The sequence below is a fragment of the Actinospongiicola halichondriae genome (assembly GCF_049103745.1).
Taxonomy (GTDB): Bacteria; Actinomycetota; Acidimicrobiia; order Acidimicrobiales; family Salinilacustritrichaceae; genus Salinilacustrithrix; species Salinilacustrithrix halichondriae.
Genome location: NZ_CP171622.1, coordinates 1,556,885 through 1,570,473 on the forward strand (window position 1 = coordinate 1,556,885; position 13,589 = coordinate 1,570,473).

13 protein-coding genes are annotated in these 13,589 nt (G+C 69.5%); 5 read left to right on the forward strand and 8 right to left on the reverse strand.

Annotated features, from left to right (window positions below; translation table 11 throughout):
• Positions 1-20: 20 nt before the first annotated feature.
• Together AB8619_RS07690 and AB8619_RS07695 are read right to left on the reverse strand one after the other, a co-directional pair.
• A complete protein-coding gene (locus AB8619_RS07690; protein ID WP_436795876.1) occupies positions 21-479 on the reverse strand; it encodes a flavodoxin family protein in 459 nt (152 codons plus the stop codon).
• Positions 480-487: 8 nt separating this feature from the next.
• Positions 488-1,447 carry an alpha/beta fold hydrolase gene (locus AB8619_RS07695; RefSeq protein ID WP_436795877.1) on the reverse strand — a complete coding sequence of 320 codons (960 nt, stop codon included), beginning with the start codon at positions 1,445-1,447 and terminating at the stop codon, positions 488-490.
• A 58-nt stretch (positions 1,448-1,505) separates the two neighbouring features.
• Between AB8619_RS07695 and AB8619_RS07700 the strand changes: the two genes are divergently transcribed.
• The gene (locus tag AB8619_RS07700; protein ID WP_436795878.1) at positions 1,506-1,715 is read left to right on the forward strand and encodes a hypothetical protein; all 210 of its coding nucleotides are present in this window, start codon (positions 1,506-1,508) and stop codon (positions 1,713-1,715) included.
• Positions 1,716-1,721: 6 nt separating this feature from the next.
• The gene (locus tag AB8619_RS07705) at positions 1,722-3,158 is read left to right on the forward strand and encodes an RNB domain-containing ribonuclease (protein WP_436795879.1); all 1,437 of its coding nucleotides are present in this window, start codon (positions 1,722-1,724) and stop codon (positions 3,156-3,158) included.
• A gap of 3 nt (positions 3,159-3,161) precedes the next feature.
• Here AB8619_RS07705 and AB8619_RS07710 read toward each other — a convergent pair whose 3' ends face one another.
• A complete protein-coding gene (locus tag AB8619_RS07710) occupies positions 3,162-4,301 on the reverse strand; it encodes an LCP family protein (RefSeq protein WP_436795880.1) in 1,140 nt (379 codons plus the stop codon).
• Between the two features lie 285 nt (positions 4,302-4,586).
• Between AB8619_RS07710 and AB8619_RS07715 the strand changes: the two genes are divergently transcribed.
• A complete protein-coding gene (locus AB8619_RS07715) occupies positions 4,587-5,111 on the forward strand; it encodes a response regulator transcription factor (RefSeq protein WP_436795881.1) in 525 nt (174 codons plus the stop codon).
• Between the two features lie 64 nt (positions 5,112-5,175).
• Positions 5,176-5,457, forward strand: coding sequence for a hypothetical protein (locus AB8619_RS07720; protein WP_436795882.1), 282 nt, complete (start codon positions 5,176-5,178; stop codon positions 5,455-5,457).
• Between the two features lie 3 nt (positions 5,458-5,460).
• Here AB8619_RS07720 and AB8619_RS07725 read toward each other — a convergent pair whose 3' ends face one another.
• The 5 genes from AB8619_RS07725 to AB8619_RS07745 form a co-directional block, all read right to left on the reverse strand.
• Positions 5,461-7,518 carry an ATP-dependent helicase gene (locus AB8619_RS07725; RefSeq protein WP_436795883.1) on the reverse strand — a complete coding sequence of 686 codons (2,058 nt, stop codon included), beginning with the start codon at positions 7,516-7,518 and terminating at the stop codon, positions 5,461-5,463.
• A gap of 33 nt (positions 7,519-7,551) precedes the next feature.
• A complete protein-coding gene (gene msrB / locus AB8619_RS07730) occupies positions 7,552-7,992 on the reverse strand; it encodes a peptide-methionine (R)-S-oxide reductase MsrB (RefSeq protein WP_436795884.1) in 441 nt (146 codons plus the stop codon).
• A 93-nt stretch (positions 7,993-8,085) separates the two neighbouring features.
• Positions 8,086-9,090, reverse strand: a complete 1,005-nt coding sequence (locus AB8619_RS07735) for a TIGR03617 family F420-dependent LLM class oxidoreductase (RefSeq protein ID WP_436795885.1) — start codon at positions 9,088-9,090, stop codon at positions 8,086-8,088.
• A gap of 123 nt (positions 9,091-9,213) precedes the next feature.
• Positions 9,214-11,334, reverse strand: a complete 2,121-nt coding sequence (locus AB8619_RS07740; RefSeq protein WP_436795886.1) for a sodium-translocating pyrophosphatase — start codon at positions 11,332-11,334, stop codon at positions 9,214-9,216.
• 42 nt (positions 11,335-11,376) lie between these two features.
• Positions 11,377-12,102 (reverse strand): metal-dependent transcriptional regulator, encoded by a 726-nt coding sequence (locus tag AB8619_RS07745; RefSeq protein ID WP_436795887.1) that lies wholly within the window; start codon positions 12,100-12,102, stop codon positions 11,377-11,379.
• 125 nt (positions 12,103-12,227) lie between these two features.
• Between AB8619_RS07745 and trkA the strand changes: the two genes are divergently transcribed.
• A complete protein-coding gene (gene trkA, locus AB8619_RS07750) occupies positions 12,228-13,571 on the forward strand; it encodes a Trk system potassium transporter TrkA (RefSeq protein WP_436795888.1) in 1,344 nt (447 codons plus the stop codon).
• The last annotated feature ends 18 nt before the right edge of the window (positions 13,572-13,589 follow it).

The following is a 13,589-nucleotide window of genomic DNA, read 5'->3' on the forward strand; positions in this document are numbered from 1 at the left end:
GAGTCTGCCCGCTGAACCGGTCAGAAGATGCCCAGCGACAGACCCGCGGCGAGGGTGCCGCCGAGTTCGGTCGCCGCTGCGAGGTGGTCGTCGTCCGGGTCGCCGATGACGACCAGCGGTGGCGCGATCTGCTTCCATGCCAGTCCCGTGCAGATCGACTCGATGCCGCGGACCGTGCCGGTCCCGTCGTGGCGGCCCTTCACGATCAGGGCATAGGGGAGCCCCCGGGTCTCGTCGATGACCTCGTAGTAGATCCGCTCGAAGCAGTCCTTGACGAGGCCCGCCATCGCACCGAAGTGCTCGGGCGTGGCGACGAGGATGCCGTCGCAGGCCCGGACGGCGTCGGCGTCGATGTCCGTCGGTGGCCGGACGTCGACCTCGACCCCCTCGATGGCGTCGTCGCTCGCTCCGGCCAGTGCTGCCTGCGCCAGTCGTTCGGTCCCGCCGCTCCGGGAGTGGACCATGACGAGCAGGCGCATGGCGGGGGTCAGGCGGGCTTCGCCGACTGCACGATGAGGTCGGTCACCTGGTCGGGGGCCTCCCACGGCAGCATGTGTCCGTAGCCGTGGAGGACCTCGATCTCGGCGCCGAGGATCATCTCGGCGATCTCCTCGTTGCCGGGCAGGTAGGTGAGCTGGTCGTGCGTTCCGGCGATGACCCGCGTCGGGAGGTCGATGTTGGCCAGTTCCGGACGCAGGTCGAAGTCCTGCATCATCGCGGCGGCTTCACGACGGGTCTCGGCGTCGGTCTGGAGGAAGCCGTCTCGAGCGGCCTCCATCTGGGCCCGTGCCGGGCGGGTCCCGAACACGCTGAGCAGGCCCAGGAGTCCGTAGTCCTTCGAGCGCATGGCCTTGTCCGCCAGCGGGAGGAACTTGGAGATGTCGACGTCCATGTCGGGGAGTCGGGGGTCCTTCGGCGGCGCCGCGAGCGTTGCGACCAGGACGAGGCCGTTGACCCTGTCAGCGGCGAACTCGGCGTTCTGGCATGCGAACGCGATGGCAGCGAGGCCACCCATCGAGTGGCCGGCGAGCACCAGGTCACGCAGGTCGAGCGCCTCGATGATCGTTCGCACGTCGCCGCCGAGTGTCTCGGGGCGATACGGGGCGTCGCCGCGATCGGAGTCGCCGTGACCGCGCTGGTGGACGGCGACCACCCGGAAGCCGGCGTCGACGAGGCGACGAGCGACCGGGCCCCAGAAGCCGATGGTGCCGGTCCAGCAGTGGACCAGCATCACGGTCGGGCCGCTGCCGCAGTCGAGGCCGCGCAGCACCGCGCCATCGGCGGCGGTGATCTCGATCGGCGTGCCGTCGGGCATGCCCAGCGGATCGCCGTCGGTCGAGTCCGGGTTGGTGGACCACGTGGCGATCCGGTTGTCGAGGGCTCGCTTGCCGACGGCGACACCGCCGGCGGCGGCTGCGGCGAGGAACAGGACCCGTGAGCGGCGCATGCCGACAGTGTCGCGGATTGCACCGCTTCGCCGAGCACTCGTGGCTATGGTCGCCGGCGTGGGAGTCCTCGATGACATCGACGTGATGATCGACGTCGACTGTCCGCGCTGCGAGCGTGCGGTCCAACAGCAGTTCTACGGCCCGTGCGAGCGCTGCCTGGCCGAGTTGCGTATGGCGTACCAGGCCGAGTCGAGTGCGGCCGAGGTCGTCGAGTACGAGCCGAAGATGAACGTGACCCCCAACGCGGTGGCACTCAAGGACGACTGACGTCGCGTGCCGATCCCGAGACGTCGTGCACCCCTGACCGACCCCGAGGTCTCCGCGGGCCTCGACACGATCTTCCTCGAACAGGACATCGAGGCGTCGTTCTCCGACGAGGTCACGACCGCAGCGGAGTCGCAGGTCGCCGCCGACGCCGGCACGAAGAGCCGACGGACCGACCGTCGCGACCTCCCGTTCGTGACCGTCGACCCCGTGGGGTCGACGGACCTCGACCAGGCGTTGGCCATCGAGGCCACGCCGGGCGGCGGTCACATCGTCTGGTACGCGATCGCCGACGTGATGGCGTTCGTTCCGCCGGGTGGCCCGGTCGACGCCGAGTCGCACCGGCGGGGTGTCACGCTCTACGCCCCCGGTCGGCGGGTGCCGCTCCATCCACCGTCCATCTCCGAGGGAGCGGCGTCGCTCCTCGCCGGCCAGGACCGACCCGCGGTGTTGTGGCGTCTCCAACTCGATGCCGACGGGTCGCTGGTCGACACCACGGTCGGGCGAGCAGTCGTTCGCTCCCGCGAACAACTCGACTATGCGACCGCGCAGCGACGCATCGACGAGGGCGACGAGGTGTTGGCGCCTCTGGCCGTCGTCGGCCGCCGCCGTGAGGTGATCGAGACCGACCGCGGAGGGCTGAACCTGCCGGTGCCCGAGCAGGAGGTGGAGCACGGTGCCGACGGCTATCGCCTGGTGTACCGCGCCCAGCTACCGGTCGAGGGGTGGAACGCCCAACTGTCCCTGCTCTGCGGGATGGCCGCCGCCCAGTTGATGCTCGAGGGCGGCTGGGGGCTCCTGCGGACGTTGCCGCCGGCCGACGGGCCGGCGCTCGCCCTGCTGCGTCGCCATGCGAAGGCACTCGGCGTGGTGTGGACGACCGAGCAGGGCTACGCCGACGTGGTGCGCGGTCTCGATGCCGGCGACCCGGGCGACGCAGCCTTCGCCGTCCAGGCGACTCGACTGTTCCGCGGCGCCGACTACCTCCCGTTGCGTCCCGGTGTCGACGTGTCCGACGAGGTCATGATCCACGCCGCGATCGCCGCGCCCTACGCCCATGTCACGGCGCCGCTGCGCCGACTGGGCGACCGCTTCGCGACCGAGTGCGTCCTGGCAACCGTGGCCGGTGAGACTCCGCCCGAAGGGGTGCGTGCGGTCCTCGACGACCTCCCCGCCGAACTGCGGTCCGGAGCGAGCCGCGCTGGAACGCTCGATCGAGCAGTCGTCGACCTCTTCGAGTCGTTGGTGTTGTCGACGGTGTCCCGCGACGAGACCTTCGACGGCGTGGTCGTCGACCATCGGTCGTCCGGGTCGGTCGTGCAGTTGCACGATCCCGCCGTGGTGGCGACCGTCGACGTCGAACTCCCGTTGGGGGAGCAGGTGTCGGTTCGGGTCGACGACGCCGATCCCGTCGCTCGACGAGTCGCCCTGTCGGTCGTGGACTGACCGCTACTCGATCCTGGACCCCGACGAACCGAACTGGGCGAGGATCTCGTCGGCACCCGGTTGCACGAGGCGGAGCACGGCAGCGCCGGCACTCGTCGTGAAGTTCGACGTGGGCATCGAGTTCGGCGCCGGATCGAGCCCCCGCATCCGGCGCAGGAGGTTGACGGCCTCGAGGAACCCGAGGTCGGAGTCGATGCGCATGCCCGCGGCGAGTTCGTCGGCGATGCGCGCCAGCGCGATCGGGTTCCGCTCCTCGCCGATGGCGGCCATCACGGCCGAGAGGAACTGCTGTTGGCGCACGACACGACCGATGTCGCCGGTGCCCTCGGGGACGTTCCGGCCGTCGACGACCTCGGTGTAGAAGCGTGAGCGGACGTAGGCGAGTGCCTGGCTGCCGTCGAGCGTCTGGGGTCCAGCGTCGGGGACGTTGAGTCCGGAGTGGGTGTCGAACGCCGGGTTGGGGAAGTCGATCGTGATGCCGCCGAGCGCGTCGACCATCCCGCTGAAGCTGACGAAGTCGACCTCGAGGTAGTGGTGGATCGGAAGGTCGAGTTGGTCGCGGAGCGTGGCGATCAGTCGACTCGGCCCACCGTTGAAGGCGCTGTTGATGCGCGACCGCTCGCCGGTCTCGCTGATGGTGAGGTAGAGGTCACGCGGAACCGAGAGCATCCGCGCGCCTTCACCGTCGATGCGCAGGATCAGCACCGTGTCGGACCGCTCCGGCCCGCCGATGGTGTCGTCGCCGATGATGGCTCCGGCGTTGGGGTCGTCGGGGTCGATGCCCTCGCGGGTGTCGGACCCGACGATCAGGTAGTTGGTCCCGTTGTCGCTGGCGAGGACCGCCGACAGGTCGACGGTCTCGATGCTCTTGAACTTCGAGTAGCCCCAGAGACCGGTGCCGACGACGAGGAGCGCCAGGACGACGAGGGTGCCGACGACGACTCGTCGTGACGGGACGAACCGACGCCAACCGGCCGGGTCGGCTTCGGCCTGCGGTGCCGACGGAGGTGGACGACGGCCAGGTGGAGCCGACGCTGCGGGTCGCGGGGGAGTGGAAGTCGCTTGGGGCGCCGGGACGACGACGCGCTGGGGTGTTGCGGCCGGTGCCCGTGGCGGGGCCGGCTCGGGTCTCGGACGTGCCACCGGTGAAGCCTGGGTCGGGGCGTCGACGCTCGTTGCGTTCGCAGCCGGCGGGGCCGGGGCGGGGTCCGACGTCGGCAGGACGACCTGAGGGCGTCGCCGGGGCGGTGGGATCGCCGGAGCTCCCGACTCGGGAGCCGAGATGGTGATGTTGCGTGGGTCCCGCACGGCCAAGAGTCTGCCAGCGCAGATGCCGCGCTCCGCGGTGCCTCGAGGTGTGACGTCTTGTACCGTTCGAGCCGCCGACCGGACCGGCACAGCCGAGGACGTGGGAGCGGAGGGGTTGCGATGAGCGATTGGGACATCACCGACGAGCAGTGGCCGGCGCCGACGTCGCCCGACCCCTCGGACCGGAGCATTCTGATCGTCGACGACGACCCCAGCATCCGGTCGATGTTGGGGTTCCTCTTCGACGACGAGGGGTTCGTCGTGCGGGAGGCGGCGGACGGGCAGGACGCGCTCGACGCGATCGCCGCCGATCCACCCGACGCCATGGTCCTCGACTTGATGATGCCTCGCGTCGACGGGTACGGCGTGCTGCGCGAGCGCCGAGAGCGGCAACTCGCTCGCGACACCCGCATCGTGGTCCTGACCGCCAAGTCGGACCCGGCCGATGCGGTCTGGTGCTGGGAATTGGGCGCCGACGAGTTCGTCAACAAGCCCGTCGATCCGGAGAAGCTGTTGCGCGAGGTCCAGATGCTCCTCAAGCGCACGCCAGGGGAGGTCCGTGCCCGGCGCCGTGAGGGCCTGGCGGAGGCCAAGCGCCTCGACGCGATGGAAGCGGCATTCGAAGGACGTCGCCGTCATCGCTGAGGCACCTTCCGGTTTCGTCCGATTGGTGCTGTCCGTAGACGTTGATCCCGGGGTACCCTGGACGGTGACCCCGCTCACGTCCGAGGAGGCGCCTGCGATGGCATTCGGTCGCCGTGAAACTCGCAACGACGGACCCGCCCGCTCTGCCGGGTTCGACGCCGCGGTCGGGCTCGTCACCGGATCCCGGCGTGCGCGCCATCTCGACGGTCGTGAGTGCAGCCACTGCGGCGCCGAGGCCCGTATCGACATGGTCGACATGCCCCGGACTCGTGCGTACCTCACCTGCCCCGACTGCGGACACACCTGGGACACCGACCGGATGCGGGTCACGCCGAGAGCGAGCTGACGTTCAGCCGAGCAGTGCCGCCAGGTCTGCATCGGCGTCGGCCACGACATCACCGAGCGTCGCGAGTGAGCCCGCACCGTCGCCGCGCGTCTGCTCGACGACGGTGATCGCATCCATGGCCCCCACGACATCGGGTGTCAGGAACCGACTCCGCTGCCCGAGCGTGTGGGCGTCGTCGTGTCGACTGCGGTGGTGGTGGAACCGGAGGGGCACGTGGATGTGGAGCTCGTCTCGGGCCCGGGTGCTCGCCACGTAGAGGAGCCGGCGCTCCTCCTCGATCTGCTCGGGATCGCCGGTCGCGAGGTCGGAGGGGATGTTGCCGTCGGCTGCGTGCAGGAGGTGGACGATGTCCCACTCGCCGCCCTTGGCCGAGTGGATCGTCGACAGCGTGAGCCAGTCGTCGTCGAGGTGGGGCGGTCCGGCCAGGTCGCTGGTCGATGCCGGGGGATCGAGGGTCAACTCGGTCAGGAACTGGTCGAGCCGTTCGTAGGTGGCGGCCACGTCGGTGAGGCGCGCGAGATCGGCCCGGCGGGCATCGCCGTCGCCGAACCGGTCGAGCGTGGGGTCGAGCCATTCACACAGCGCATCGATCCGCGTCGCCGAAGCCTCGTCGGGGTCTGATCCGCCGGCCGCGGTGCTCACGGCCTCGGCGAGTGCGCGCACGGCCTCGACGTGCGCCGGAGGCACGACGCCGGCGTCGACCACTGTTCCGAGGCTGCCGTCGGCCGGGTCGAGGGCGCCGACGATGCGGCGGGAGATCCCCGGTCCGATGCCGTCGATGCGTTGAAGGATGCGGAACCAGGCCAGATCGTCCCGCGGGTTGACGGCGACTCGACACAACGCCAGGAGGTCCTTGACGTGGGCCGACTCGAGGAACGCCAGACCACCGAACTTGATGTAGGGGATCTTGCGCATCGTGAGCTCGACCTCGAGGAGGTCGCTGTGGTGCGCCGTCCGGAAGAGCACGGCCTGCTGCATGAGGGTGACTCCACGGTCCATGGCGTCGAGCAGGCGCTCGACCACGGCCGTCGCCTCGCCGTGTTCGTCGTGCGAGGTGACGAGTTCCGGCCGCGGCCCGGACGTCCGGACCGCCACGAGGTCCTTCTCGTGTCGTTCGGTTGCCGCTGCCCAGATGCGGTTCGCCACCTCGACGACCTCGGGCGTCGAGCGGTGGTTCCGGGTGAGCGACACGACCGTGGCGCCGAGCCGCTCGGGGAAGTCGAGGATGTTGCGGACCGTCCCGCCCCGGAATCCGTAGATCGCCTGCGCGTCGTCGCCCACGGCGGTGATCGTCGCCCCACCGTCGGCGAAGGCCTCGAGGATGTCGGCCTGCACCGAGTTGGTGTCCTGGTACTCGTCGACGAGGACGTGATCGAAGCGTGCGGCGACGAGCGGGCCGGCCTCGGCGTGCAGCAGCAGCGCTCGCCACAGGACCAGGAGGTCGTCGTAGTCGACGAGGTGGCGTGCCCGCTTCCGGGCGATGTAGTCACCGAAGATGCCGCGCATCTCGTCGGTCTGGTCGGCCACCCACGGGTAGTGGGTCCGAACGACCGTGTCGAGCGGGACGCGAGTGTTCACCACGCGGCTCAGGATCGAGACGAGCAGTTCCTTCCGGGCCTTCCGGCGCGGTGCGGGTCGGTCGGGCGACGCGGCGGCGGCTCGCTCGTCACGCACGAGGGACAGCAACTCGGCGGCGTCGGCGGGATCGAGCAGCGTGATGTCGGCGTCGATGCCCACCGATCGTCCGTAGCGTCGCAGCAGACGGTTGGCGACCGAGTGGAACGTCCCGCCCCACACACCCCGGAGTCGGTCGTGGCCGACCCACTGGTCGGCACGAGACAGGAGTTCGGTCGCGGCGCGACGGCTGAACGTCAGCAGCATCACACGCTCGGGATCGACGCCGCTCGAGACCAGATGGGCCAGGCGGGCGGCGAGGGTCGTGGTCTTGCCGGTGCCCGCACCGGCCACGATCAGGAGGTGCCCACCAGCGTGATCGACGGCGCGTCGTTGCTCGTCGGTCAGGTCGGGGAGGGCGTCATCGGTCGCACGGGTGTCGAACATCCGTTCACACGGTATCGAACATCCGTTCGCAGGTCACGAACCTTCGGTGTCGGCTCCGTCGTCGTCGGCGGCAGCCAGGTCGAGTGATGCGGAGTTCATGCAGAACCGCTCGCCGGTCGGCGCCGGCCCGTCGGGGAAGACGTGGCCGAGGTGGGCGCCGCAACGAGCGCAGTTGGCCTCGGTGCGGACCATGCCCATCGACCGGTCCGTCTTGGTGGTCACTCGGTCGTCGGCGATCGGGCGGTAGAACGACGGCCAGCCGGAGCCGCTGTCGTACTTGGTGTCGGACTCGAAGAGATCGAGGTTGCAGACCACGCAGCGATACGTGCCGGGGGTCTTGGTGTCCCAGTACGTGCCGGTGAAGGGGCGCTCGGTGCCGGCGTTCTGGGTGACCTCGAACTGCTCGTCGCTGAGGCGCGCCTTGAGCTCCTCCTCGGTCGGCATCTCGAACGTGGTCTCGTCGGTGTCAGCCATGGCACAAGTCTGCCGTCGCTCGGCCGTGGCTGCACCATGCCTCGGAGTCGTTCACCGAAACGCAAGCCGCCGGGCCGCGTTGCGCGGTTCTCGTCAGTCGGCGTGGAGGGCGTCGGTGACCGACCCGATGGCTTCGATCGGCAGTTCCTGGACGAAGGTGAGCGACAGTCGGTCGACGAGCCCGCGATAGCGCTCGACCAGCGTGTCGGCCACCTGCTCGCGTGTTCCGCAGACCGTGAGGTGATCGACGAGGTCGTCGTCGACCAGATCGGTCAGCCGGTGCCATTCACCGTCGCGCGTCATCTTCTGCAGGCGCGGTTGGAGATCGCCCATGCCCAGGTCGTCGAGCACCGGCCGGTACGCCGGGGTCGATCCGTAGAAGGCGACCATCGAGCGGAGTCCGTTGCGCACGGCGTCCGCGTCGTCGTCGGTGTGGATCCCGACGAGGGCGCCACCGACGATCTCGAAGTCGTCCCGACGACGGCCGGCGTCGGCCAGACCGGCAGCGATGCGACCGTCGACCATGGTCCGCAGGAAGCCTGCGGAGGTCATGGGGTGCAACACGATGCCGTCGGCGACCGCCGTCGTCATCTCGACCATGCGAGGTCCGAGTGCTCCGACCAGGATCGGCGGAGGGCCGCAGGGGAGGGGCGGAGGCGCCAGCATCGGCGGCATCATCGTGTGGCTCGTGAACTCACCCTCGAAGTCGAGACGGGTGCCGTCCTGCCAGCGGTCGAACACCGCACGGATCGCCTGGACCCACTCGGCCATCCGCTCGACCGGGTGCTCGAAGTCGGCGCCGTAGCGCCGTTCGACATGTGCCCGTACCTGTGTCCCGAGGCCCAGGCGGAACCGGCCACCGGAGAGCGACTGGAGGTCCCAGGCGGTGTGGGCCAGGTGCACGGGGGAGCGCGGGAAGGCGATCGCCACGTAGCTCGCGATGTCGAGTCCGCCGACTGCCGCCGCCTGGACGAGGGGGATGAAGACGTCGTGGGGCCCCTCGACCGTGCCGACGCCGTCGACACCGGCCTCGTGGAGTTCGGTCACGAGTGCCCGCACGTCTGGCGGGCCGAAGGTCAAGACGACGTCGATGTCCACGCCGGCGGACCGTAACCCACCGACCCGCCCCCAAAAATGGTTCTGGGTGCACTTTCGGGACGCATAGCGACCGAAAGTGCACCCAGAACGAGATGTCGTGACGTTCAGGTCACGAGGGGGTGATCACACGAAGGCGGAGGCGAACACCAGGCTCACGATGGTCATGACCTTGAGCAGGATGTTCATGGCCGGACCGGAGGTGTCCTTGAACGGGTCGCCGACGGTGTCGCCGACGACGGCAGCCTTGTGGGCATCGCTGCCCTTGCCGCCGTGGGCGCCGGCCTCGATGTACTTCTTGGCGTTGTCCCAGGCGCCGCCCGAGTTGGCCATGAAGATGGCCAGGCAGAAGCCGGTGACCAGGGCGCCGGCGAGGAAGCCGCCGAGGGTGTCGACGTCGATGAAGCCGATGACCAGCGGCACGACGACTGCGAGGCCGCCGGGGATGATCATCTCCTTGAGCGAGGCCTTCGTCGAGATGGCGACGCACGTGGCGGAGTCGGGCTTGACGCCCTCCTTGCCCTCACGCAGGCCCGGGATCTCGCGGAACTGACGACGGACCTCTTCGATCATCTCGTTGGCGGCACGGCCGACAGCGTCGATCGTGAGCGCCGCGAAGACGAACGGCAACATGGCGCCGAGGAACAGGCCGATGAACACGTCGACCGAGCCGACGTTGAGGTTCAGGCCCTCGAAGTCGGCGCCACCGGCCTGGACCAGGGCGACCTCGAAGGTCTTGAACAGCGCGAGCGCCGTGAGTGCGGCCGAGCCGACGGCGAAGCCCTTGGCGATGGCGGCGGTGGTGTTGCCGAGGCTGTCGAGTGCGTCGGTGACCTCACGGACCTCCGGGGGGAGCCCGGCCATCTCGGCGATACCGCCGGCGTTGTCGGCGATCGGGCCGTAGGCGTCGACGGAGACGACGACGCCGGTGGTGGCCAGCATGCCGATGGCGGCCACGGCGATGCCGTAGATGCCGCCGAAGTCGGTGGCGTCACCGAGGGTCTGGATGCCGCCCCAGTAGGCGACGAGGACGCCGACGGCGATGAGGACGACGGAGGCGCCGACCGAGATCATGCCGGCGGAGATGCCGCTGAGGATGGTGGTGGCCGGACCGGTCTCGGTCGAGTCGGCGATCTTCTTGACCGGACCGAACTGGTCGGAGGTCCAGATCTCGGCGACCTTGCCGATGGCGAAGCCGACGAGGAGACCACCGACGACGGAGACCGGGAGGCCCCATGCAGCGTCGAAGTCGTCGCCGCCGAACATGCCGAAGCCGAGGGCGATGACCCCGACGATCGTGATGCCCATGGCCACGTTGGTGCCCATGTGGAGGGCCTTGGAGAGGGCGTGGATGTCGGTCGAGTCGCCGGCCTTCACGAAGAAGGAACCGATGATCGAGGCGACCATGCCGATGAGGGCGACCGCGAACGGGAAGAGCAGCAGCTTGAGGACGCTGTCCTGCGCGAGCAGAGCAGCGGTGTCCTCGGTGCCGGTGGCCGCGAACGCGGTGAACGCGACGAGGGCGATCGGAGCGACGATCGAGCCGCCGTACGACTCGAACAGGTCGGCGCCCATGCCGGCGACGTCGCCGACGTTGTCGCCGACGTTGTCGGCGATGGTGGCCGGGTTGCGGGGGTCGTCCTCGGGGATGCCTGCCTCGACCTTGCCGACGAGGTCGGCACCGACGTCGGCAGCCTTGGTGTAGATGCCGCCGCCGACACGGGAGAACAGCGCGATCGAGCTCGCACCGAGCCCGAAGGCGGTCAGGATCTCGAAGCCTTCGTCGACCTCACCGATCTGGATGAAGAGGATGTAGACGATGGCGAGGCCGGCCAGCGCGAGGCCGGCGACCGAGAAGCCCATCACGGCGCCGCCGCGGAACGCGAGCGGCAGGGCCTTGGCCGGTCCGCCGGACTGCGCTGCGGCGGTCGTGCGGGCGTTGGCCATGGTGGCGACGGTCATGCCCACGTAGCCGGCGAGGGCCGAGAGGCCCGCACCGAAGATGTAGGTGACGGCGCCGAGCGGCGTGACCAGCACGGCGACGAGCACGGCCATGACGGCGACGAACGCCGCGACATAGGTGTACTCCTGCTTGATGAAGGCACGAGCGCCGGTGGCGATCTCCTCCATCAGCTCGACCATGCGGGGCGTGCCCGGATCTTCTTTCTTGACCGCGCCGAAGTAGAACGCGGCAAGGCCGAGACCGGCCAGTGCGCTCACCAAGGCGAGGTAGGGGATGGCTTCCACGGTGGAATCTCCTGTTCGTGGCTGATTAGGGGTTGAGAGTGGTCATGGGCGGAGTGCAGCTTCGCGCTGCACGAACACCTGGTTGGCGACCGTCGCGCCGAGCGTGCGGACGGTGTCCCCGTCGGGACCGTCGACGTTGAGCACCAGGGGTCCGTCGAAGGGGTGCTTCTCGCGGACCTCGACCCGGCCGCCGGGCCGGAGGCCGAGCTGGTCCAGGAACGCGATCACGGCGGGATCGGTCGATCCGGGGACCGCCACCACGGCGACGTCTCCCGGCTCGAGCGAGTAGAGCGGCGGGAGCGAGGGGATCTCGCCCACCTCGGGCTCCGGGATCGGGAAGCCGTGCGGGCACGTCGACGGGCGGTCGAGCGCCACGAAGAGCCGGTCCTCGACCTCCTGGGGGAGTTCGTGCTCGAAGCTCGCCGCCAGTCGGTCGGCTTCGTTCCACGCGTAGCCCAACATGTCGGCGAGGAAGCGTTCGACGATGCGGTGCCGACGGATCGTGGCCACGGCGATGCGGCTGCCGTTCTCGGTGAGCTCCACGCCCTTGTAGGGCTTGTGGTCGACCAGGTCACGGTCCGCGAGCCGCTTGATCGCCGTGGTGACGGTCGAGGGCGAGAGTCCGAGGCGCTCGGCGATGTCGCCGGTGTGGGCCTCGGGTGTCACGGTCGCGGTCGACCCCGACGGCGAGTTCGCGCCCTGCGAGAGGCGGTAGATCGCCTTGAGGAGCTCGCGCTCCGACTTGGAGATGGGAGGAGTCGGTTCCATGGCAGAAGGCGCCCGTTTGCGAGCGGCGGGAAGGTAGGTTTCGTCCCACCGAAAAGTCAATTTCCGCGGCATGAGTGCCTCGGGGTGCGGGCGATGAGGCAGGATGACCGGGTGCAGGTGACCGGGTGTACGTGATCGTGGTCGGAGCGGGGGAGGTCGGCACCTACGTCGCCGACCGTCTGAGCCGTGAGGGCCACGACGTGGCCGTGATCGAGCGCGACCGCGCTCGCCTCCGAGCCGTCTCCGAGCGGCTCGACGTCCTGACCCTGCTCGGCTCGGGGACCAACCCGGAGATCCTCCGCGAGGCGGGGATCGATCGAGCCGAGATGATCGTCGCCGTGACCAGCCAGGACGAGGTCAACCTCGTCTGCTGCCTGGTGGGCAAGCAGGCCGGGATCGGTCGGACCGTCTGTCGCCTCGAGGACGCCGACCTCCGTTCGCGCAAGTCGTCCGCGCTGCACGAAGCCATGGGCGTCGACCTGATCATCGACCCTGACCACGAGACGGCCCAGGAGATCCTCGAACTGCTCGAGTATCCCGGCGCCTCCGAGGTGGCCGAGATGGCTGGCGGCGAGGTCGTGGTCATCGGCGCTCGTCTCACAGCCGACGCCCCGATCGTCGGGCGGTCGCTCAAGGAGATCGCCGCAGAGTACGAACCCGAGTGGGACTTCCTCTTCGGTGTGATCACCCGTGGCGAGGAGACGATCATCCCGCGTGGTGATGTCCGGCTCGAGGCCGACGACCTCGTGCGGGTGCTGTGCAAGCGTCGCGCTCGTCGCGAGCTGATGCGCATCATCGGTCTCGCCCGGAAAGCACCTCGCCGGATCATGCTGTTGGGTGGCGGGCGGACCGCAGAGATCGTGGCCACGACGCTGGACCAGCGGGGGAGTGACGTGGTCATCGTCGAGCGGGACCGCGACCGGGCCGACGAGCTGGCTGGACGCCTGGCCGGCACGCTCGTGCTGCAGGGCGAGATCACCGACGCCGACCTGCTCGAGGAGAACGACGTCGGGGCGTTCGACGCTGTACTCGCACTGACCGGCGAGGACGACGCGAACATCCTCGCCTGCCTCTACGCGAAGCTCGAGGGCGCGAAGGAGACCATCGCCGTCGTGCACCGGCTCTCGTTGTTGCCGCTCCTCGCTGAGGCGGGCATCGACGTCGCCCTCTCGCCGAGGACCGCCAGCGCCAACGGCGTGCTCCGCTTCGTGCGGGGTGACGTCTCTGCCGTCGCCACCTTCCTCCAGGGCGAGGTCGAGGTGCTCGAACTCGAGGTGAAGGAGGGCAGCCCGGCCGACGGTGGCATCGTCGCCGAGCTCCGGCTTCCCAAGGACGTGCTCGTCGGAGCGTTCGTCCGCGACGGGAAGTCGCAGATCGCCCGCGGCCGGTCCGAGCTCCGCGAGCGAGACCACGTGGTGCTCTTCGCCATGCCCGGCTCGGTCGACGACGTTCGTCGCGTCTTCGGCTGACGGCGCGGGTCGGCGGTC